At 62.2% G+C, this 20,178-nt stretch carries 20 protein-coding genes; 10 read left to right on the top strand and 10 right to left on the bottom strand.

Features of this window, described 5'->3' with window-relative positions; genetic code table 11:
• Positions 1-551: 551 nt before the first annotated feature.
• The 3 genes from AWB74_RS19855 (at position 552) to AWB74_RS19845 (ending at position 3,931) form a co-directional block, all read left to right on the top strand.
• Positions 552-2,030, top strand: coding sequence for an NAD-dependent succinate-semialdehyde dehydrogenase (locus tag AWB74_RS19855; protein WP_061148433.1), 1,479 nt, complete (start codon positions 552-554; stop codon positions 2,028-2,030).
• A gap of 46 nt (positions 2,031-2,076) precedes the next feature.
• Positions 2,077-3,486: an aspartate aminotransferase family protein gene (locus AWB74_RS19850; protein ID WP_061148432.1), complete on the top strand. Its 1,410-nt coding sequence runs from the start codon at positions 2,077-2,079 to the stop codon at positions 3,484-3,486.
• A 118-nt stretch (positions 3,487-3,604) separates the two neighbouring features.
• Positions 3,605-3,931 carry a hypothetical protein gene (locus tag AWB74_RS19845; protein ID WP_061148431.1) on the top strand — a complete coding sequence of 109 codons (327 nt, stop codon included), beginning with the start codon at positions 3,605-3,607 and terminating at the stop codon, positions 3,929-3,931.
• 67 nt (positions 3,932-3,998) lie between these two features.
• On the opposite strand, the gene pqqA is transcribed toward AWB74_RS19845, so the two are convergent.
• Together pqqA and AWB74_RS46440 are read right to left on the bottom strand one after the other, a co-directional pair.
• A complete protein-coding gene (pqqA, locus tag AWB74_RS45705; protein WP_008353049.1) occupies positions 3,999-4,073 on the bottom strand; it encodes a pyrroloquinoline quinone precursor peptide PqqA in 75 nt (24 codons plus the stop codon).
• Positions 4,074-4,232: 159 nt separating this feature from the next.
• Entirely contained in the window at positions 4,233-4,409 is a 177-nt protein-coding gene (locus AWB74_RS46440; RefSeq protein WP_160110285.1) for a hypothetical protein, read from the bottom strand.
• Positions 4,410-4,575: 166 nt separating this feature from the next.
• Between AWB74_RS46440 and AWB74_RS19835 the strand changes: the two genes are divergently transcribed.
• The gene (locus tag AWB74_RS19835) at positions 4,576-4,812 is read left to right on the top strand and encodes a hypothetical protein (protein WP_061148451.1); all 237 of its coding nucleotides are present in this window, start codon (positions 4,576-4,578) and stop codon (positions 4,810-4,812) included.
• A 12-nt stretch (positions 4,813-4,824) separates the two neighbouring features.
• Here the strand turns inward: AWB74_RS19835 and AWB74_RS19830 are convergent, their stop codons facing one another.
• Together AWB74_RS19830 and AWB74_RS19825 are read right to left on the bottom strand one after the other, a co-directional pair.
• Positions 4,825-7,746 (bottom strand): bifunctional diguanylate cyclase/phosphodiesterase, encoded by a 2,922-nt coding sequence (locus AWB74_RS19830; RefSeq protein ID WP_061148430.1) that lies wholly within the window; start codon positions 7,744-7,746, stop codon positions 4,825-4,827.
• A gap of 174 nt (positions 7,747-7,920) precedes the next feature.
• A complete protein-coding gene (locus AWB74_RS19825) occupies positions 7,921-8,895 on the bottom strand; it encodes a GlxA family transcriptional regulator (protein ID WP_061148450.1) in 975 nt (324 codons plus the stop codon).
• Positions 8,896-9,032: 137 nt separating this feature from the next.
• Here AWB74_RS19825 and AWB74_RS19820 point away from each other — a divergent pair, with 137 nt between their 5' ends.
• On the top strand, positions 9,033-9,722 hold the full coding sequence (locus AWB74_RS19820; protein ID WP_061148429.1) for a DJ-1/PfpI family protein: 690 nt from the start codon (positions 9,033-9,035) through the stop codon (positions 9,720-9,722).
• Positions 9,723-9,779: 57 nt separating this feature from the next.
• Here the strand turns inward: AWB74_RS19820 and AWB74_RS19815 are convergent, their stop codons facing one another.
• Together AWB74_RS19815 and AWB74_RS19810 are read right to left on the bottom strand one after the other, a co-directional pair.
• Positions 9,780-10,202, bottom strand: a complete 423-nt coding sequence (locus AWB74_RS19815; protein ID WP_061148428.1) for a GNAT family N-acetyltransferase — start codon at positions 10,200-10,202, stop codon at positions 9,780-9,782.
• Positions 10,199-10,930: an ABC transporter substrate-binding protein gene (locus tag AWB74_RS19810; protein ID WP_061148427.1), complete on the bottom strand. Its 732-nt coding sequence runs from the start codon at positions 10,928-10,930 to the stop codon at positions 10,199-10,201. The genes AWB74_RS19815 and AWB74_RS19810 overlap by 4 nt, the downstream gene beginning before the upstream one ends.
• Before the next feature lie 90 nt (positions 10,931-11,020).
• On the opposite strand from AWB74_RS19810, the gene AWB74_RS19805 reads away from it, so the two are divergent.
• The 4 genes from AWB74_RS19805 to AWB74_RS19790 all read left to right on the top strand — a co-directional run bounded on the left by AWB74_RS19805 (position 11,021) and on the right by AWB74_RS19790 (position 14,467).
• Positions 11,021-11,536: a cupin domain-containing protein gene (locus AWB74_RS19805; RefSeq protein ID WP_061148426.1), complete on the top strand. Its 516-nt coding sequence runs from the start codon at positions 11,021-11,023 to the stop codon at positions 11,534-11,536.
• Positions 11,537-11,597: 61 nt separating this feature from the next.
• Positions 11,598-12,380, top strand: coding sequence for an IclR family transcriptional regulator (locus AWB74_RS19800; RefSeq protein ID WP_061148449.1), 783 nt, complete (start codon positions 11,598-11,600; stop codon positions 12,378-12,380).
• A gap of 198 nt (positions 12,381-12,578) precedes the next feature.
• Positions 12,579-14,258, top strand: coding sequence for an FAD-dependent oxidoreductase (locus AWB74_RS19795; protein ID WP_061148425.1), 1,680 nt, complete (start codon positions 12,579-12,581; stop codon positions 14,256-14,258).
• An 8-nt stretch (positions 14,259-14,266) separates the two neighbouring features.
• Positions 14,267-14,467, top strand: a complete 201-nt coding sequence (locus tag AWB74_RS19790) for a DUF2783 domain-containing protein (protein WP_061148424.1) — start codon at positions 14,267-14,269, stop codon at positions 14,465-14,467.
• Here the strand turns inward: AWB74_RS19790 and mobB are convergent.
• Positions 14,464-14,988 carry a molybdopterin-guanine dinucleotide biosynthesis protein B gene (gene mobB, locus AWB74_RS19785; RefSeq protein ID WP_061148423.1) on the bottom strand — a complete coding sequence of 175 codons (525 nt, stop codon included), beginning with the start codon at positions 14,986-14,988 and terminating at the stop codon, positions 14,464-14,466. The genes AWB74_RS19790 and mobB overlap by 4 nt on opposite strands.
• Positions 14,989-15,149: 161 nt before the next feature.
• Here mobB and AWB74_RS19780 point away from each other — a divergent pair, with 161 nt between their 5' ends.
• The gene (locus AWB74_RS19780) at positions 15,150-17,672 is read left to right on the top strand and encodes an adenosylcobalamin-dependent ribonucleoside-diphosphate reductase (protein WP_061148422.1); all 2,523 of its coding nucleotides are present in this window, start codon (positions 15,150-15,152) and stop codon (positions 17,670-17,672) included.
• Between the two features lie 218 nt (positions 17,673-17,890).
• On the opposite strand, the gene AWB74_RS19775 is transcribed toward AWB74_RS19780, so the two are convergent.
• The 3 genes from AWB74_RS19775 to AWB74_RS19765 all read right to left on the bottom strand — a co-directional run bounded on the left by AWB74_RS19775 (position 17,891) and on the right by AWB74_RS19765 (position 20,019).
• Entirely contained in the window at positions 17,891-18,259 is a 369-nt protein-coding gene (locus AWB74_RS19775; protein WP_061148421.1) for a DUF4148 domain-containing protein, read from the bottom strand.
• 189 nt (positions 18,260-18,448) lie between these two features.
• Positions 18,449-18,979, bottom strand: coding sequence for a GNAT family N-acetyltransferase (locus AWB74_RS19770; RefSeq protein WP_061148420.1), 531 nt, complete (start codon positions 18,977-18,979; stop codon positions 18,449-18,451).
• 29 nt (positions 18,980-19,008) lie between these two features.
• On the bottom strand, positions 19,009-20,019 hold the full coding sequence (locus tag AWB74_RS19765; protein ID WP_061148419.1) for a LysR family transcriptional regulator: 1,011 nt from the start codon (positions 20,017-20,019) through the stop codon (positions 19,009-19,011).
• Between the last annotated feature and the right edge of the window lie 159 nt (positions 20,020-20,178).

Raw genomic sequence — 20,178 nt, 5'->3', positions numbered from 1 at the left:
GAAACTGATCCCTCATTAAACCGCTTTCTTCCTTTGCTTCTCCGACTACCTGTCAGATGCGGTCTAGGCTAATACACACTTCTTCTTCGCTGGTTTCCCTTGCATGCCCGGCGGCAGCGCGTAGCGCTGTGCCGAAGCTATTTTGTGCTGAACCAGTGTCCTTTGCGTACTAGCTTGTCAGACCGTGCGCGGTCCACGCCGCAACAGACCTACGAGGACACTCGCTACTCTGGGGGCCATTCAGCCGATCGCCTGTGCCGCGGCCGGTATGAAGTGTTTAGGCTGGGGATAGCTGCTTTCTTTGGTTACTTTCTTTGCAGCAGCAAAGAAAGTGACTGCCCGCCCCGCACAGGGGCAGAGCAAGCAGACCGACGCGAAAGCAGGATTCCATAGAAATCCGAAAAAACCAACGCAACGGCAAAGCAAACAGAAAAAACAACAACCACAGTAACCGATAAACAAAAAACTCTCAACCACGAAGACCGTAAAGTAGACCACATCGAATCAAACGAAACGCCACGGCCCGCAAGGGCAGAAACGGAGCCAACCCCATGCTGCTAGGCCATCCCATCCTGTTCAAATCGCTCTGCTATATCGACGGCCGCTGGGTCCACAGCAACAGCGCCGCATCGATCGCAGTCACGAATCCTGCCGATCAGAATGTCATCGGCCATGTCCCGATGCTCGACAAGGAGCAAATCAAAAGCTCCATCGATGCCGCCGATCGCGCATTCCAGTCCTGGCGCTGGATGCCGCAACAGAAGCGCAGCGCACTGCTGCTCCGCTGGCATGAACTGATCATGCGTCATCAGGCCGACCTCGCAGGCATCCTGTCGCTCGAACAAGGCAAACCGCTCGCCGAATCAAAAGGCGAAATCGCCTACGCAGCGAGCTTCGTCGAATGGTTCGCAAACGAAGCAAAGCGCCTCACGGGCCGCACGATCCCGACGCACATCGACGGCGCGCATCTCGGCACGGTGATGGAACCCGTCGGCGTCGCCGCACTCATCACGCCCTGGAATTTTCCCGTCGCGATGATCACCCGCAAGGCCGCAGCCGCCATCGCCGCGGGCTGCACTGTCGTCGTCAAGCCCGCGCACGAAACGCCTTTCTCGGCGATCGCGCTCGCACAGCTCGCCGAAGAAGCAGGCTTCCCGCCGGGCGTATTCAACGTCGTGATCGGCGAGCCGCAAATGGCGATGGAAACCCTCGTCAGCGATACCCGTGTGCGTGCCGTCAGCTTCACGGGTTCGACACGCGTCGGCAATCTCGTTGCGCAAACGGCGGCGCAATCGGGCATCAAGAAGCTCGCGCTCGAACTGGGCGGCAATGCACCCTTCATCGTTACCGAAGACGCAGACCTGGAACAGGCCGTGCGCGTCGCAGTGGGCGCGAAGTTTCAAACGTCAGGGCAGGATTGCTGCGCCGCAAACCGCATTCTCGTCGCGCGTCCGCTCTATGAGCAATTCGTCGAACGCTATACGGAAGCAGTCAAGGCGTTGAAAGTAGGAACGGCTTTCGAAGCGAATGTCGATGTCGGTCCGTTGATGCATCAGGCCGCATTCGATTCGACCGTCGCACGCGTCGACGATGCGAAAGCGCAAGGCGCGCGCATCACCACTGGTGGCAAGCCGCATGCGCTCGGCGGCTGGTTTTATGAACCGACCGTCGTCGCCGATGCCAAACCGGGCATGCGCATCTACGACGAAGAGAACTTCGCGCCGATCTCCGCGATTTCCCCGTTCGATACGCTCGACGAAGCCGTCACGCGCGCTAACGACACGGAATACGGCCTCGCTGCGTACGTCTGCGCGACGCGCATCGACACGATTTTCCAGCTCGTGCGCCGCCTCGATTTCGCAATGGTCTCGGTCAACGGCGTCAAGTTCACCGGTGCACCGATTCCTTTCGGCGGCATGAAGGCATCGGGCCTCGGCCGCGAAGGCGGCGCGGAAGGCTTCGAGCCCTTCGTCGAAACGAAATACTTCTGCCTCGGCAATCTCGGCCTGCCGCTCACGAGCGCAGCCTGAAAGCACTATCCTCAAAGACACGCATCATCGAATCAAGGAGAAGCACATGACCCAGCAAAAACAATCGCTCGACCAATTGTTCGCCGAAGACCGCGCGCACTTCATGCACCCGTCCACGCACGCGCAAGATCATGCGAGCGGCGCATTGCCCGGCAAGATCGTGACGGGCGCGAAAGGCATTCGCATCGAAGATCACCAGGGCAAAAGTTATATCGATGCATTCGCGGGCCTCTATTGCGTGAATATCGGCTATGGCCGCACCGAAGTGGCCGACGCAATCTATGAGCAGGCGAAGAAGCTCGCGTATTACCACACGTATGTCGGCCATTCGACCGATACGATCATCGAACTGTCGTCGCGCATCATCGACTGGTCGCCGGAAGGCATGAAGAAGGTGTACTACGGCATGTCGGGGTCGGACGCGAACGAAACGCAGATCAAGATCGTCTGGTATTACAACAATGTGCTTGGGCGTCCGAACAAAAAGAAGATCATTTCGCGCGAGCGTGGCTATCACGGCTCGGGCATCTTGACGGGCAGCCTCACGGGTCTGCCGAGCTTTCACCAGAACTTCGATCTGCCCGTCGACCGCGTGAAGCATACGGTGTGTCCGCACTGGTATCGCAAGGCGCCGGCCGGCATGAGCGAAACGCAATTCACCGCGTATTGCGTGGAAGAGCTGGAGAAGCTGATCGCGAAAGAAGGCGCCGACACGATCGCCGCATTCATCGCAGAACCCGTGATGGGCACGGGCGGCATCATCGCGCCGCCGCAAGGTTACTGGGAAGCGATTCAGGAAGTGCTTCGCAAGCACGACATCCTGCTGATCTCCGATGAAGTCGTGTGCGGCTTCGGACGTCTCGGCTCGAAGATGGGCGCGCAGCACTTCGGCATCAAGCCGGATCTCATCACCGTCGCGAAGGGCCTGACGAGTGCGTATGCGCCGCTGTCGGGCGTGATCGTCGGCGAGAAGGTGTGGGACGTCATCGAGAAAGGCTCGAAGGAGTTCGGCCCGATGGGCCACGGCTGGACGTACTCGGGACATCCAATTTGCGCGGCCGCGGCTATCGCGAATCTGGATATCCTCGAACGCGAGAATCTCACGCAGAATGCCGCGGATGTCGGTGCCTACTTGCAGCAGCAATTGCACACGGCCTTCGATGCGCATCCGCTCGTCGGCGAAGTGCGCGGCGCAGGCATGCTCGCGGCGCTCGAGTTCATGGCCGACAAGGACGCGCGCAAGCCCTTCGATCCGGCGCTGAAGGTCGGGCCGAAGGTATCGGCGGCGGCGCTCGAGCGCGGCGTGATCGCGCGTGCCATGCCGCATGGCGATATCCTCGGCTTCGCGCCCCCGCTCGTGACGACGCGCGCCGAAGCGGACGAGATCGTCGGCATCGTGAAGCAGGCTGTCGATGCGGTCGCGAATGAAGTCATCGGCTCGGCGCTCGCAACGTAACCCTATCTAATCGATCTGGTGGCCCGCGTGAAGTACGCGGGCCTTTTTACCTTTCGACAGGCACTGGAATGCGCGTTGCTGATCGTCTTCTATCGGCGAACGGAAAGGAGAAGTCACCATGAGCAATAGCGAACAGGAACCCAAGAGCACCGACAAGCCTTTAGGCGATGCAGGCAGCGGCGCGAGCGGCGGCGGTTCGATCGGCAATACGCCGGGGCCGGGATCGGCGACGGGCGGTGATCCGAAGCAGGGCGTGCGCCAGCCGAATGCAGGGGAAGTCGAGCCGGAGAACCGTCGTCTGGATCAGCATCCGCATCAGACGGCGGAAGTGCCGTATGGATCAGGGAACGAACCGGAAATCGCAGGCAAAGGCGGTTTCGATGCGCAGCACTCGGAGCAGCCCGATCCGGCGAACAAACATACCGAACCTGTGCGGCGCGATTGAAAATCGGCGGGTTGCGCGCATAAAACAAAACGGCCATTTTGAAACATGGCCGTTTTGTCATTTTCGATTAGCGCGTCGCAATATACATCGTTATTTCAAAGCCGAAGCGCATATCGGTGAAACTCGGGGTTTCCCACTTCATAGAGCCTCCTTGTGCATTGATTGGCCAGACGGATGCCGGGCCATTGCGCGGTTTCCTGCCAGGCGCCGTGCAAAGCCGCGCACCCCAGATCGACGCACTTTCCATCCTAGCGCACATGAATGACTGCGCGATTGGAAATTGCACTGGCGTTCATTTAATTTATTTATAGCGGCCATTGGCGATTTCGCGAATCGTCAGGCGCAGTACCGACTTTGTCAGGCTCATTAGCCTGATCGGCGCTTGTGCCTCTTTCGGGCGAGGGATAACCCTATCGGCGTTTTTCGAGTCAGTATTGCTCAGTTTATTGCTGCCCGATGCGCGCGGTCTGTCGCGCATATTGCGCGCCGCGGCTTTTTTCGATCATTACAATTTCTTCTTTCGAATGCATGTTATCGCGGCTAATTGCAAGTTCAACACCGCGTTGGCGCTGTACGCGTCGCCGGGATCGCTTGATGCTGGCTTGTCAGTACGATCCAATGGAAGCAGAGAGGCAGAAGACAACATGACTATCACAGCAGACCGCATCTCCGACACGGAAATCAAAGTCGGCGACACCATCTATACGTTCGACGCGAAGGCGCACGCCGACGCGTTTCAGCAATGCCTCGGAACGGATTCGATCGAGACCTGCGCGAAGAATCATGCGCCCGTTTCGACGCGCGCCGCATTCGATGACAGCGGCGAACCGAAGGGCGAGCCGGGCAGCATCATCTCGCCGTCGCTCGGCGGCATGCCTTGATGCGCGGAAGCGTTATAGCAGTGCGCTTGCGGTCGTCGCGCGCGGCGCGAGCGAGGCGCGTGTGAGCGCTTCGAGCGGCAGCGGCTTGTCGAAGAAATAGCCTTGCGCCTGCGCCGCGCCCATGTCGCGCAGCACGGCGAGCGTCGCCGCATCTTCGACGCCTTCGGCCACGAGCGTCAGATCGAGCGACTCGGCCATGCGCACGATCGCCCGCACGATCGCACGGCTGCGCGGGCTTTCCGTCAATTCGAGAATGAAGGACTTATCGATCTTCAGTCCCGTAAACTGATATTGATGCACATAGCTCAGCGAAGAAAAGCCTGCGCCGAAGTCATCGAGCACGACCGACATGCCATTGTCCGCAAGCCGTTGCATCGTGCGCCGCGCGAGATCGGGCTCGGCGACGAGCGCGCCTTCCGTCAGTTCGAGACATACGCGCGATGGCGAGACGCGATAGCGTCGCAAGAGCGCGAGCACATCGTCGGCGAATTCGGGGCGCGTCATGCTATAGCTGGAGCAGTTCACATGCACAGGCGGCCAGTGCGCAAAACGCGCATTCGAGAGAATCGCGGCGACGCGTTCGAGCATATAAAGATCGAGCCTGCCGATGAGCCTCAGGCCTTCCACGGAAGGCAGAAATTCCGCTGGCCCGACGATGCGTCCATCCGGCTGACGCCAGCGGATCAACGCTTCGAGCGCGACGACTTCGCCGCTCTTCACGTCGACGATGGGCTGGAAGTAGGGCAGCAGCTCGTCGTCGCGCTTGATCGCATTGCGCAGCGCGCCTTCGCGTTCCACCTGGTCCGACACCTGGCGTCGTAGTTCCTGATTGAACACGACGAAGCTGTCGCGGCCCGCGTTCTTCACGCGATACATCGCGGTATCGGCGTCGCGCAAAAGATCGGCGGGCTCGGTATGGAACTGGCTGTCCGCACTCACGATGCCGATGCTGCACGACGAAAACACCACATGCTCTTCGATATGAAACGGCAGATCGAACGCGGCCAGAATGCGCTTGGCGATCGACACCGCATCGCGCACCGAAGCATTCGGCGACAGCACGGCGAACTCGTCTCCCCCTAAGCGCGCGAGCAGATCCGACGAACGCAGGCAATCGCGCAAGCGCGCGGCGGCCTGCACGAGCAGCATGTCGCCGAAGTGATGGCCGAGGCTATCGTTCACGACCTTGAATCGATCGAGGTCGATGAACATCACCGAGAGTTCATCGCCGCGTGTCTGATAGTCCCGCCACGCGCAGCGCAGCTTTTGCATCAGATGGCTGCGATTGGGGAGTCCCGTCAACGAATCGTGCGAGTTCTCGTAAAGCAGGCGCGCGTTGACGTCGTCGAGTTCGCGCGTGCGGGCCTGCACGCGCGCTTCGAGTTCGAGATTCGCGGCATGCAGCGCTTCGGCGTCGCGACGGCGCGAGAGCGCGGTATCGATATGCCGCGACACGAAGGTCAGCAATTCCTGATCGCGCAACGAATAACGTACGAGCGGCGAATAGCTTTGCACGGCAAGCACGCCACGCACGACATCGCCGTCGAAGAGTGGAATGCCGAGCCACGAGCGCAGGCGCACGTCGCTGTGATCGGTCTCGAACGCGCCTTCTTCGATGAGACGCAACGCTTCCGAATGATCGATGAGCCGCGCGCGCCGCTCGCGGATCACATATTCGGTGAGGCCGCGTTGGTTGCGTCGCGGCGCGGGACGCTCCTGCACGATTTCATCGACGTAATACGGGAACGACACTTCGCCCGTTTCCGTTTCGAAGAGCGCGATATAGAAATTGCGCGCATACAGCAGTTCGCCGACGATGCCATGCAGGCTGCGCAAAAACTCCAGCGTATCGCCGGGCCGGCTCGACAATTCTGCGATCTGATAGAGCGCAGCTTGCAAATGCTCGGAACGCTCGCGCTCCGCGATGCCATGACGCAGCGCCGCGTTCAGCTTCGACAGTTCCGACGTGCGCCGCGCCACCTGCTCTTCGAGATCGGCACGGTGCAGGATACGGTCGAGCGCCATGGCCACGTGCCGCGCGACGACGAGAAAGAGCGCGCGGTCTTCGGCCGTGTAAATGCGCGAGACGTCATAGACCTGCATCGCCAGCATGCCGAACACTTCGTCGCTGGCGTTCTTGAGCGGCGCGCCCATCCAGAACTCGGGGCGATCGCCGATGCAGTAGTAGCGAGCCGCGCGCTCGGCCGCGCAGATATCGTCGGCGGTGATGAAAAGCGGCTGCCCGCTCGTGAGCACCTGGCCGGTCATCGAGAGCCGCGCCGGATTCAGGATGTCGTAGTTCTCGGCGGCGACGACATCGGTATCGATCACGTCGACGTAATACGGATAGGTGATCCTGCCGGTCTTGCGATCGTAGAGCGCGAGATAGAAGTTCTCCGCGTCGATGAGCGTGCCGAGTCGTTCGTGCACACCGCGCAGGAAATCGGCGCGCTCGGGAACCGAGCTCGCGAGATAAGCGATTTCGTACAGCACGCGCTGCGTGAGTTGCGCGCGTGCGAGGGCGTCGGACTGCACGCGCTCGCCGAGCGTGCGCGCGAGTTCGGCGAGATGCGGATCGTCACGGTGCGCGGCGGGCGCGAGCAGCCAGCCGAGCACGCTCTCGCCGCGCCCGGTCGGCCAGCAATGCCAGCCATGCGCGGCGCACGTCTCTTCGAGCCGGTCCTCGGCGATGCCGAGCGGCCACTCGTTTCGACCGGGCAGCGGTGCATCGCCGCGTCGCTCCAGATGCAACTGTTCGCCCGCGCGATACCACGCCCATTGCTGCGGATAGCCCATCGCGGCGGCTTCGTGCAGCAAGGCGTCGATCGATGGAGCGGCGCAGGCGTGGCTCTTCTCGCCGCTTGCCGTCACGGTTGCGGACTCGACCGCGGTTGCGCGGGCAACCGGCGCGTCGTACGCGGGAAACACACTCATCGGCGCTCCAGGCCATATTGCCGCCACGGCGGGCGGTTCTCGTTCAGCGACAGCGCTCGCACGCCGCCCGGGGCGCGCGTCTCAAGCAAACGTTCTAAACGGGGTAACGGCACGCAGCTTACAGCCTTGAGTACGCAGGACAAAAAAAGCCTGTTGCACAAGGCGTTCGGGCATTCATTCCGGCTGTGCGCCGGCCGCGCCGTGCGCGGTAAATCGGTCGCGATAGGCCTGCGGCGACACGCCGAGCGAACGCAAAAAACCGCGCCGCATCGTTTCCTCCGTGCCGAAGCCACAGCGCGCGGCGACGCGCTTCACCGGCAGCGTCGTATCGCCGAGCAGGCGCCGCGCCGCTTCCAGACGCATGCGTTCGATCGAGCGCGCGGGCGTCGTGCCGGTTTGCGCGCGGTAATGGCGCACGAAGCTGCGTTCGCTCATGCCGACGCGCGCAGCCAGTTCGCCGACCGACAGATCTGCCGCGAGGTTCTCCGCGATCCACGCGTGCAATTCGCAAAAGCGTTCACCCGATTTTTGTAGCGAGAGCGCCGCGCTGAACTGCGCCTGCCCACCGGGACGTTTCAGGAACACGACGAGATGGCGCGCGACATCGAGCGCGAGCGCGCGCCCCAGATCCTCTTCGACGAGCGCGAGCGACAGGTCGATGCCCGCCGTGACGCCGGCCGAGGTCCAGATGTCGCCATCGCGGATGAATATCGGGTCGGACTCGACGCGCACCGCCGGAAAGCGCGTGGCCAGTTCGGCGCAGCGCGTCCAGTGCGTGACGGCGCGCCGCTCGTCCAGAAGTCCCGCCGCCGCGAGCAGAAAAGCGCCGGTACAAACGGACGCGGTGCGCCGCGCGTGGGTCGAGTGCGCGCGAACCCAATCGACGAGTTCGCGATCCAGCACAGCCTGATGGACGCCCCAACCGCCCGCGATGATCAGCGTGTCGCACGATTCGGCCGCATCGGGCAACGCTTCTCCGACGAGCCCGAGTCCCGCCGACGCGCTCACCGTGCCGCTTTTCGACACCACGCGCGGGCGATAGGGGCGCGGCAGGCCCGCCGCCATCGCCAGATCGTTCGCGGATGCGAAAACCTGCACCGGGCCGGCGACATCGAGCAACTGGACATCGGGGAAGGCGAGCACGTCGATGGCGCGCGGTGTATCGGATTGCACGGCGGTCTCCCGAGGATTGGCGGAAAACGTGGGGTGTGTGTCGATTTCGCCATAGGGTAGCGGCGTAGCATCGGTTCGTCCACTGCCACGAAGCATCGATCAAGGAGAAGACGATGACGCTACACATTGGCCTGCTGCTGTTCCCGCGCGTGCAGCAACTTGACATGACCGGCCCCTATGACGTGTTCGCGCACATGCCCGACACGCAAGTGCATCTCATCTGGAAGACGCGCGAGCCGCTGAAATCGAGCGCCGGCATGATCCTGACGCCAGACACGACCTTCGATGACTGCCCCGCGCTCGACGTGCTGTGCGTGCCGGGCGGCGCGGGCGTCGGCGATCTGATGGAGGACGAGGCGACGCTCGCGTTTCTCCGCGAGCAGGCGAAGGGCGCGCGCTATCTGACGTCGGTATGCACCGGCTCGCTCGTGCTCGGCGCGGCGGGCCTGTTGCGCGGCAAGCGTGCGACGACGCACTGGGCCTATCACTCGCTGCTGGCGGAACTCGGCGCCATTCCGGTGCACGAGCGCGTCGTGCGCGACGGCAATCTGTTCACGGGCGGCGGCATCACGGCGGGCATCGATTTCGCATTGGCGCTCGCGGCGGAACTCGTCGGCGAAAAGGAGGCGCAAGCGGTCCAGTTGCAGATGGAATATGCACCCGCGCCGCCGTTCGACGCGGGCGATCCAGGCAGCGCGCCTGGCGATGTCGTCAGCGACGTGCGCGAGCGGCTGAAAGCATCGCTTGCGGCGCGCAGCGCGATCACGGCGCGCGTCGCCGGGCGGTTGAAATTGAATGCGTAATGCAAAACGCTTAATGCCAGATGGTTCTATGCATGCGTAATGCAAAACGCCAGCGCGCTAGAACCGCTTCTGCATGAAATAGCGCGTCTGTCCCGCGTGAAAATCGGCCAGTTCGCCGAAGGTCTCGTAGCCGCAGCGCGCGTAGAGCGAGCGCGCTGCGGGATTGACCGTGTCGAGCCAGGCCGCGCGGCAGCCGCGCTTCATCGCCTCGTTTTCGGCGGCTGCGAGTGCGCGTGTGCCGAGTCCGGCGCCGCGCGCATCCTCGCGTATCCATAGCCATTTCACGAAGAGCCAGTTCCACGCGGTGTAGCCGCCGAGCCCGCCGAGAAAATCGTCATCGCGATAGAGCGACACCGCGAGATCGCGCTGATGGCTAGGGCCGAGTTGCGCGCGATTGAACGCCGCGAGTCCGCCTGCGACATCGCGCTCGAACGTCGCGTCGATCCAGTCGGTGACCGCGAGCTCGACGTCCAGGCTCATGCGGCCGGCGCGACCGATGCGCCCTCGATGCCGTGTCGCGCGAGCGCATCGGCGACGAATCCCGAGCGCTTCACGTCCTCGACGAACTCGCGCAGATAGCGGGCGGCGTCATCGCCACGGGGCTTCGGCAAGCCCATCGCCTGCTGAATGACCATGAAGCGCCCGTCGAGCAGGCGCAAGCCGGGTATGCGCGCGGCATCGGCTTCGAGAATCTGCTTTACGCTTGCCGCGACTTCGAGGTTGTCGCGCAGAAAGTCTTCGACCACGGTATGCGATAACGCCGTGCGCACGATCTCGGCATGCTTGATTTCACGCGTGAGAAAGAGATCGTACGCACTGCCCTTGCCGACCATGATGCGGTGGCCTTCGCGGTCCACGTCTTCGTTGCGCGTGATCGGCGACGCGTCGCGCACGAGATAGCAGCCTTCGATCAGCACGTAAGGCGCGGTGAACGCGATGCCCGCGCCGCGCAGCGGATCGATTGCGAAGAAGCCGATGTCCGCATCTTCGTTCGTCACGGTCTCGACGGATTCGGCGGCGCGCTCGAAAGCGGTGAACGCGACCGGCACGCCGAGCCGCGACGCAAGTTCCCGCGCGAGATCCACCGATACGCCGCCCGGCTCGCCGCTTGTCGTGCGATGCGCGAGGATCGGATTGCCGAGATTGATCGACGCGCGCAGCGTGCCGGTCGGAGCGAAGGCATTCAGCAAGGAAGAGGGAAGAGTCATGGCGTCCACGGATGAAGTGAAGAAGAATGGCGTTTCGGGTAATCCGATGCAGAATACGCGAACCGCAACCGCTCTTGCAAAGGGAACGACATGCAACGTGATCGCATCGATAGCCGGGCACTGATCGAGCGTCTGAAGCTCGAGCCGCATCCGGAAGGTGGATATTTCCGCGAGACGTATCGAGCGAAAGGTAGGGTTGTGCGCGATAACGAAAACGAAAGCGATGCGCGGTCTGCCTCCACCGCGATCCATTTCCTGCTATGCGACGGCGCGCATTCGGCGTGGCATCGCATTCGCTCCGACGAAGTCTGGCACTTCTATGCGGGCGATCCCGTCGATGTGCACGTGCTCGATGCGAACGGCACGCTCGTCACGCATCGTCTCGGCAACATGATCGAACATGCGGATACCGTGTTTCAGGCTGTGGTCGAAGCGGGCGACTGGTTCGCGGCCGAATGCCGCGATAAGAACGGCGCGGCGCTCGTCGGCTGCACGGTCGCGCCGGGCTTCGAATTCAGCGAGTTCGAACTGGCCGCGCCGGGTGCGCTGGAAGCGCACTATCCGCAGCATCGTGAACTGATTGCACGCCTTGGCCCTGAAGCATGACGCTGTGCACGCGAGTGCGGTTATCATCGCGCGCATCATCGACAACGACACAAGGTCAGGCATGAGCGGAGTGCGCCGGGGAATTCAATCGATCGAAGTAGGCGGGGCGCTGTTGCGCGCGCTCGTGGATCACGGCGGCCCGATGCTGCTCGGCGATCTCGCGAAGAAGGCGGGCATGCCGTCGGCGAAGGCGCATCCGTATCTCGTGTCATACGGCAATCTCGGCCTGATTCAACAGGACCCGGCCACTGGTCGTTACGAGCTCGGGCCATTCGCCTTGCAGATGGGCCTGATCAGCTTGCAGCGCGTCGATCCGGTGCGCCTTGCGATCGCGGAAGTGGCGAACATCACACCGCGCATAGAGCATACGGTCGCACTCGCGAGCGCGGGCAGCTATGGACCGACGATTGTTCATATCCAGCAGGCGAGCGTGCCCATTCATGTGACGATGCGCACCGGCACCGTGATGTCGCTGCTGCAGACCGCAACGGGCCGCGCATTCGCGGCGTATCTGCCGCCGATGACCGTCGATGCGCTCGTCGCCATCGAGCGCGCGGGCGCTTTGCAGATCGGCGCGGAGCGTCGCGATTACACGCGTGCGCAAATCGACGCGATGCTCGCCGAAGTGCGCGAGCACTGCATCGCGAGAGCGATCGATGAACCCGTCGCCGGCATCAGCGCGATGAGTGCGCCGGTATTCGACCACTCGCGCAATATCGTGCTCGCGATCACGGCGATCGGACCCAACGGCTCGTTCGACGGCGCATGGGACGGCGATATATCGAAAGCTTTACGCGACTGCGCGCAACGCGTGTCGAAGATGCTCGGCTTCGCGGGCGTCTGATCCGAGTCTGGCGCTCGCGCGAAACCCTCGCGTATCGGGCGTTTTCATCCTTCAATGTTCATATGACATCCGCGGCGGCGCTCACGCCGCTGTCGGCATTCGGGTAAACGCAGATTCAACAATATAAAACGACTTGTACAATGATGAACAGATAAACGAAAGCGAAGCAATTCGCCCTTCGACGATGGAGACGATCGAATGTCCGTGAATTACGCCAGTCTGCGTTTCGAATATGAGCGCGCGCCCGAACACGACGCGCCCGCGTCCTCGCCTTATCCCGTTGCCGTGGTCGGCGCGGGGCCGGTCGGTCTCGCGACGGCCATCGATCTCGCGCAACAGGGCGTGCGCACCGTGCTGCTCGACAATGACGACACCGTGTCGACCGGATCGCGCGCCATCTGCTTCGCCAAGCGCACGCTGGAGATCTTCGATCGCCTCGGCTGCGGCGACAAGATGATCGAAAAGGGCGTGAGCTGGAATGTCGGCAAAGTGTTTCTGCACGACGACCTCGTCTACACGTTCAATCTGCTGCCGGAAACGGGGCATTCGCGTCCCGCGTTCATCAACTTGCAGCAGTACTACGTCGAAGGCTTTCTCGCCGAATGCGCGATGGAGCTTGAGAACTTGCAATTACGCTGGAAAAGCAATGTCGTCGGCGTGACGCAGCATGAGGATCATGTCGAGTTGCAAGTCGAAACACCCGATGGCGTCTATGCGTTGAAGGCGCAATACGTCGTCGCCACCGATGGCGCGCGCAGTCCGATGCGCCGTGCGCTCGGTCTCGACAGCCACGGCCGCACGTTCAAGGACCGTTTCCTGATCGCCGACGTGAAGATGAAGGCGCCGTTTCCGACCGAGCGCTGGTTCTGGTTCGATCCGCCATTCCATCGCAATCAGTCGGTGCTGCTGCATCGTCAGCCCGACGATGTATGGCGCATCGATTTCCAGCTCGGCTGGGACGCGGACCCCGTCGCGGAGAAAGAGCCGGAACGCGTGATTCCGCGCGTCAAAGCGCTGCTCGGCGAAGACGTGGAATTCGAGCTCGAATGGGTGAGCGTCTACACGTTCTCGTGTCTGCGCATGGATAGCTTCCGGCATGGGCGCATCATCTTCGCGGGCGATTCGGCACATGGCGTGTCGCCGTTCGGCGCGCGCGGCGCGAACAGCGGCGTGCAGGACGCGGACAATCTCGCGTGGAAGCTGCGGCTCGTCGTGAACGGCGATGCGCCGCACACATTGCTCGATACGTATGCGTCCGAACGCGAATACGCCGCCGATGAAAACATCCTCAACTCGACGCGCTCCACCGACTTCATCACGCCGAAGAGCGCGGTGTCACGGCTCTTTCGCGACGCGACGCTCAAGCTCGCGAAGGATGCCGCGTTTGCACGGCGTCTCGCGAACAGCGGGCGGCTTTCGGTGCCCGCGGTGCTGCGCGATTCGTCGCTCAATACGCCCGACAAGCAAGACGATGCCTTCGATGGCGCGATGATTCCCGGCGCACCGTGCGTCGATGCCCCCGTGCGTGTCGATGACCGCGATGCCTGGCTCCTGCCGCAGACACACGGGGGCGCGTTCACCGGCATTTATTTCTGCGGACTGGGCCACGGCCCGGACGCATGCGCGCAGAGCCTTGCGGCCTTGTCGAATGCGCCGCTGCCCGTGCGTACGCTGATCGTCGTGCCGAGAGGCATGGCCTGCACGGTGCCGGGCGTGACCGTGGTGGAAGATGTGGAAGGGATGGTCGCGCATCGCTTCGATGCGCGGCCGGGCACGTTCTATCTGCTGCGTCCCGACCAACATGTGTGCGCGCGCTGGCGCGCCTTCGATGCCGCATCGGTCACGGCCGCGGTCAAGCGCGCAACCTGCAACGGATGATGAATCGTATGAAGCTCAATCTCGAACTGAATATCCCGGACCACGATGCGTTCTACGAGCGCCTCATCGACACGCACAACGGTCTTTCCGATGAAGACAGCCAGTTGCTCAACGCGAAGCTCGTGCTGCTGCTCGCGAATCACATCGGCGATAACGATGTGCTGAAAGAAGCCCTGGCGATGGCGCGTCACGGCTTGCCCGCGAATTAATCTTTAAGCACGATGCCCACGCGCGCGCAAATGAACGCGCCGATGCCCGCGATGTCGTCGAGCGCGAGCGTGGGCAATGTCGTATCGATTGCGGCGGCATCATCGGTTGCGATTGCGACTATTTCCACATCGGTCTTGTAGAGCGGATCGCGGCCCGCCGAGGGCCGCACGACTTCCAGCCGCGGCATCGCCTCGCGCGCAAATCCTTCGACGATCACGAGATCCGCGTGCGACAGCCTCGCGGCCAACTCGCTGATGGACGGTTCCGCATCGCCATTCAGCTCGCGCAGGATCGCATAGCGATACGGCGATGCGATCAGCACTTCCCCCGCACCCGCGCGACGAAAGCGCGCACTGTCCTTGCCCGGCGGCTCGAGTTCGATCGAGTGATGACTGTGCTTGATCACGTTCACGATGAGCCCGCGTGCGCGCAGCCACGGCAACAGTGCTTCGATCAACGTGGTCTTGCCCTGGCCCGAGCGGCCAGAGATGCCGAAGAGCGGCGGACGATGCAAATTCATGCGAATGGTCGGCTGATTGTTCTGTTCTGGATCAGACGAGTGTAACGGGTCGATGGCGAGCGCGGAAAAATCGCGCTATCGTCGGGCATTGCCTTTGCGGCATCTTGCGCCGGGGTTTCCGACCCTATCGCAACACGCTGCAGCATTTCAAAGGATCCGACATGGCCGAAGACAATCCCAGCACAGCTCTCGCACCGCAGCAGTTTTCCATCGACGTGATGCTCGAAAAATATGCCAAGGGCGACGAGACGCGCGTCGAGGATATTTACCGCCGCGTCGCACGCGGCGTCGCGCAAGCAGAACCGGAAGAGACGCGCGCGAAGATCGAAGCGGAGTTCGTCGATAACTTCAGGCGCGGCGCGCTCGGCGCGGGGCGCATCATGAGCGCGGCCGGCGCGGGCATCGACGCGACGCTCATCAACTGCTTCGTGCAGCCTGTCGGCGATGCGATACAAAGCGTCGACAGCAATGGCTTGCCTGGCATCTACGTGGCGTTGTTGCAAGCGGCCGAGACGATGCGCCGCGGCGGCGGTGTCGGCTATAACTTCTCGGCGATCCGTCCGCGCGGCGCACGCGTGCATTCGACGGGATCGGCGGCATCGGGCCCATGCAGCTATATGGATGTTTTCGATGCCTCGTGCCGCACCGTCGAAAGCGCGGGCTCGCGGCGCGGCGCGCAGATGGGCATTCTCGATTGCACGCATCCCGATCTGCTCGAATTCATCGCGGCAAAACATACGAAAGGGCGCTGGAACAATTTCAACGTATCGGTCGCGGTGACCGACGAATTCATGCAGGCCGTCGCCGATGATTCGACATGGCAGCTCGTGCACAAGGCAGAGCCATCACCTGCGCAGCGTGCAGCCGAAGACATGCATCAGCGCGATGATGGCTTGTGGGTCTATCGCGAAGTGCAGGCGCGCGAGGTGTGGAACACGATCATGCGCTCGACCTACGATGTCGCCGAGCCGGGCGTCGTGTTCATGTCGCGCATGAATGACGACAACAACCTGCGCGCCGTCGAAGCGATCCGCGCGACCAATCCGTGTGGCGAGCAGCCGCTGCCCGCATACGGCTGCTGCAATCTCGGCCCGCTCAATCTCACGCGTTTCGTGCGCGATCCGTTTGCGCAAAGGCGCGGCGGCGTGCCTTCGTTCGATTGGGATGGCTTCGCGCGCACCACGCGCACGCAAGTGCGCTTTCTCGACGACGTGCTCGACGTCACGCTCTGGCCGCTCGACGAACAGGCGCGCGAAGCGGCGGCGAAGCGGCGCATCGGCGTGGGCTTCACGGGTCTCGGCGATACGCTCGTGATGCTGGGCTTGCGCTACGACGCGGAGGAAGGGCGCGATTTCGCCACGCGCGTCGCGCGCACGATGCGCGATGAAGCGTATCGCGCGTCCGTCGATCTTGCGCGCGAACGCGGCAAGTTTCCGCTCTTCGACGCGAAGCGTTACCTCGAAGAGGGCACCTTCGCTTCGCGCCTGCCCGATGACATCAAGCGTGCGATTCGCGAGCACGGCATTCGCAACAGCCATCTGCTGTCGATCGCGCCGACGGGCACCGTGAGCCTCGCGTTCGCTGACAACGCATCGAACGGCATCGAGCCCGCGTTCTCGTGGACGTATCAACGCACGAAGCGCATGGCGGACGGCTCGCGACAGACCTTTGCCGTCGAAGATCACGCGTACCGGCTTTATCGCGAGATGGGCGGCGACATAAACACGTTGCCTGATTACTTCGTGAGCGCGCTGGAAATGTCCGCGCACGATCACATGGAGATGATGGCGGCGGTGCAGCCGTTCGTCGATACATCGATCTCGAAGACCGTGAACGTGCCCGCCGATTATCCGTTCGACAAGTTCCAGGATCTCTATTTCGAAGCATGGCGGCGCGGGCTGAAGGGGCTTGCCACTTATCGGCCCAACGAGACACTGGGCGCGGTGCTTTCGGTCACGCCCGCTGAAACACCGAGCGATTCGCCGGACCCCGAACTCGATCTCGATCCGCTGCGTATCGCGATCGATCATCGGCCGAGGGGTGAATTGCCCGCGATCATCGAGAAGGTCGAATATCTGACGCAGGCGGGGAAGAAGTCGCTTTATCTCGCGGTGTCATTCATCGAAGTGACGGGACGCATCGCGGGCGGCGACGTCACTATCGAGCGGCCCATCGAGTTCTTCATTCCGACGGGGCAGAGCGACGAATCGCAGCAGTGGATCACGGCGACGATGCGTTCGCTGTCACTGGCCGCGCGCGGTGGTTTCGCGGCGCGCACGCTGCAGGATATGCGCAAGGTGTCGTGGGATCGCGGACAAGTGCGTCTGGGCGATGTCGAGCGGCTCGACGGTCATCGCAGTCCGCGCTGGCACGATTCGGAAGTCGCGGCGCTAGCGTATGCGATTCAGCAGATTCTTCACCGCCGTGGCTTCCTCGATGCAGAGGGCAACCAGGTACCGTCGCGCGTGCTTGCGCGCAAGGGCGCCGATCGCACGCCTCATGCGATAGCTGTAGCCGACGAAGGCGAAGAAGTATCCGAGGGCATCGCGCAAGGCGAGATCGATCCTCATGGTCTTCCCCAAATGCACGGCCGTAAATGCGCGACGTGTGGCGCGAACGCGGTGATCCGCAAGGATGGCTGCGACTTCTGCACGTCGTGCGGCGAAATCGGCGCGTGCGGTTAAAAGAAAAAAGGCGCGGGCTGTTCGTCCGCGCCTTTCGTGTCACGCCCGATGCGAGCGTTCGTCAGTCTCTTGCTTCGTCTCTTGCACAGCGTCTTCCGCGTGCTGCACGAAGGGATGCCATACCGGCGTCGCGAAAGGAAGTTCGTCGAGAAGCGAGAATTGATCGAGCGAATTATTGGCTAACATGTTGACCTCTTGATATCTTGTCGACGGCGCTATCAACGCGCCGTCACATTGCCTGCTGCCGAGCCATTGGCGTACTCGACGATTTCACGATTGCGTGCTTCCGCTTGTGCCGCATCGCGTGCGCGTTGCTCGCTTTGCGCGGCGATCGCGTCGCCCCACATGCTGCGCTCGGGATAGGTGTTGCGGTTCAGCGCGGGCAACGAGCCGTTCGAAAAGGCGGCGGCCAGTTCCGCGCGCACTTGCGCGCGGCTTTTAGGCGTATCGCCCGCATTGGCCTGGGTTTGCGTCTGCACCTGATACGTGCCTGCACGGCCGATGCCCTGGCCGCTCTCCGCAAAAGCGGTAGTCGTGACGACAGCGGAGATGGCGGCGAGAGAAAATCCCGTGATGAGCTGCTTCATGCTTGCGACTCCTTTCGTTCCGATGCGGCGTGCGGGCAAATGCGGATTGCAATTGGCTGATTGCACGCTGCGTTGAGAGCGAATGTAGCCGCGCGGTGCACGCGGATAAATGCCGTATCGGCGAATAGATTTATCGATTTCGGCGAATAATCGCGCGAAGGCTTGTCTGCAAAGGCTTTCGCGACGTGACTATGCGAGCTGCTTATGAAAGAAAGTGGTCGCGCAGAGCGTGCCGTCGGGCATCAGCGCGTAGTTCGGCACGATGCCGACACGCTGCCATCCGGCGCGTTCGTAAAGGCGCTCCGCATCGCCGCCTGTCACCGTATCGAGCACGAGCACGGACTTGCCCGCGGTGCGTGCGGCATCGTCGGCGGCGGCCATCAGGCGTTGCGCGACGCCTTTGCGTCTCGCTCGCCGTGCGACGAGCATCTTCGCGATATCGCCTCGATGCGGCTGATTCTCGGGCTGATCGATAACAACCTGCACCGTGCCGACGACCTTGCCTTGCGCATCTTCAGCGACGAGCAGAATGCGCTCGTGACGCACGACGCCCTGTGCGACATGCGTCCAGAATTCGACGGCCGTGGCGCGCGAAATCGGCAACATGAAGCTGACGGACGCGCCGCCCTCGACGCAATCGATGAGCACGTCCGCCAACGCTTCGACATAGGTCAGCGCTTCATCCGCGCCGACCCGGCGCACATCGATGTTTTCGTTCATTCTTATCCCGTGCGCTCAACGATGTCCGGCTATACCACCACATCCTCGGTGCCCGCGACTTCGGGCGTGCCATGCCGCACGATCGACGGCGATGCGGTGCTCGTCGGCAGGCAGCGCTCTTCCGCTTCCTTCTGGCCTTGCAGAAGCGGGCAACGCTCGAATAACTCCGCGGCCCAGTCGACGAATACGCGCACCTTCGGCGACAAATGCCGGTTATGCGGATACACGGCGGAAATCGGCATCGGCAGCGGATTCCACTGCGGCAATACTTCCACCAGTTCGCCCGCGCGCAGATGCGGCAGCGCCATGAAGCGCGGCACCTGAATGATGCCCAGGCCCTTCAGACCGCAGCTCAGATAAGCTTCCGCGTCATTCACCGCGATCATGCCGCGCATCTTCACTTCGATGGTTTCATCGTCGACGACGAAATCCATATCCAGAACGCGGCCCGTGCGGCTCGAAAAGTAATTCACCGCCGTGTGATTCTGCAAATCTTCGATGGTCTTCGGCGTGCCATTGCGTTCGAGATATTGCGGCGCAGCCACAGTCACGCCCTGAAACACGCCGATACGCCGTGCGACGAGACTCGAATCCTGCAGCGTGCCGACGCGAATCACGCAATCGACGCCTTCCTGAATCAGATCGACCGGCTTGTCGCCGAAGCCCATCATCAGTTCGATATCCGGATAGCGCGTATGGAAATCGCAAAGCTGCGGCATCACGATGAGCCGCCCGATCGCGCCGGGCATATCGACACGCAGCTTGCCGTGCGGTCCCTTTCCATTGTTCGAAAACGTGCTTTCCGCTTCTTCGATATCCGCGAGGATGCGCACGCAACGCTCGTAATACGCGGCGCCGTCCGGCGTGAGATTCAATCTGCGCGTCGTGCGCTGAAGCAGCCGCACGTTCAAGTGCGCTTCCAGATTCTGAATGATCGTCGTGACCGAAGCGCGCGGGAGATTGAGCGTGTCCGCCGCGCGGGAAAAGCTATTGGTGTCCACGACGCGGGTGAAAACCTGCATTGCCTGTAGCCGATCCATGTTCTCTCACCTTCCTTGCCTGCGACACGCTATTTAAGCGTGCGCTAAAGAATGACCGAAGAAACAATCGCAAGGGATAACCACGATTGTTCGGTGCGACCGAATTGTGTTGCCGGATTATAGGCATTTATCAAAAAAGGCGCGGACTCCATCATTCGG

The sequence above is a fragment of the Caballeronia arvi genome, from assembly GCF_001544695.2.
In the GTDB taxonomy this organism is placed as follows: domain Bacteria; phylum Pseudomonadota; class Gammaproteobacteria; order Burkholderiales; family Burkholderiaceae; genus Caballeronia; species Caballeronia arvi.
This window is presented reverse-complemented; position numbering and strand designations above follow the sequence as displayed.

Bases quoted from the DNA above. Each gene is read 5' to 3' on its own strand.
- AWB74_RS46440 (WP_160110285.1), bottom strand. From the start codon at position 4,409: ATGCGCGACAGACCGCGCGCATCGGGCAGCAATAAACTGAGCAATACT.
- AWB74_RS19765 (WP_061148419.1), bottom strand. From the start codon at position 20,019: ATGGATCGGCTACAGGCAATGCAGGTTTTCACCCGCGTCGTGGACACC.
- AWB74_RS19815 (WP_061148428.1), bottom strand. From the start codon at position 10,202: ATGAGCCTGGACGTCGAGCTCGCGGTCACCGACTGGATCGACGCGACG.
- AWB74_RS19855 (WP_061148433.1), top strand. From the start codon at position 552: ATGCTGCTAGGCCATCCCATCCTGTTCAAATCGCTCTGCTATATCGAC.
- AWB74_RS19770 (WP_061148420.1), bottom strand. From the start codon at position 18,979: ATGAACGAAAACATCGATGTGCGCCGGGTCGGCGCGGATGAAGCGCTG.
- AWB74_RS19800 (WP_061148449.1), top strand. From the start codon at position 11,598: ATGAGCGGAGTGCGCCGGGGAATTCAATCGATCGAAGTAGGCGGGGCG.
- AWB74_RS19775 (WP_061148421.1), bottom strand. From the start codon at position 18,259: ATGAAGCAGCTCATCACGGGATTTTCTCTCGCCGCCATCTCCGCTGTC.
- AWB74_RS19850 (WP_061148432.1), top strand. From the start codon at position 2,077: ATGACCCAGCAAAAACAATCGCTCGACCAATTGTTCGCCGAAGACCGC.
- AWB74_RS19835 (WP_061148451.1), top strand. From the start codon at position 4,576: ATGACTATCACAGCAGACCGCATCTCCGACACGGAAATCAAAGTCGGC.
- AWB74_RS19780 (WP_061148422.1), top strand. From the start codon at position 15,150: ATGGCCGAAGACAATCCCAGCACAGCTCTCGCACCGCAGCAGTTTTCC.
- AWB74_RS19830 (WP_061148430.1), bottom strand. From the start codon at position 7,746: ATGAGTGTGTTTCCCGCGTACGACGCGCCGGTTGCCCGCGCAACCGCG.
- AWB74_RS19790 (WP_061148424.1), top strand. From the start codon at position 14,267: ATGAAGCTCAATCTCGAACTGAATATCCCGGACCACGATGCGTTCTAC.
- AWB74_RS19795 (WP_061148425.1), top strand. From the start codon at position 12,579: ATGTCCGTGAATTACGCCAGTCTGCGTTTCGAATATGAGCGCGCGCCC.
- AWB74_RS19845 (WP_061148431.1), top strand. From the start codon at position 3,605: ATGAGCAATAGCGAACAGGAACCCAAGAGCACCGACAAGCCTTTAGGC.
- AWB74_RS19810 (WP_061148427.1), bottom strand. From the start codon at position 10,930: ATGACTCTTCCCTCTTCCTTGCTGAATGCCTTCGCTCCGACCGGCACG.
- mobB (WP_061148423.1), bottom strand. From the start codon at position 14,988: ATGAATTTGCATCGTCCGCCGCTCTTCGGCATCTCTGGCCGCTCGGGC.
- AWB74_RS19820 (WP_061148429.1), top strand. From the start codon at position 9,033: ATGACGCTACACATTGGCCTGCTGCTGTTCCCGCGCGTGCAGCAACTT.
- AWB74_RS19805 (WP_061148426.1), top strand. From the start codon at position 11,021: ATGCAACGTGATCGCATCGATAGCCGGGCACTGATCGAGCGTCTGAAG.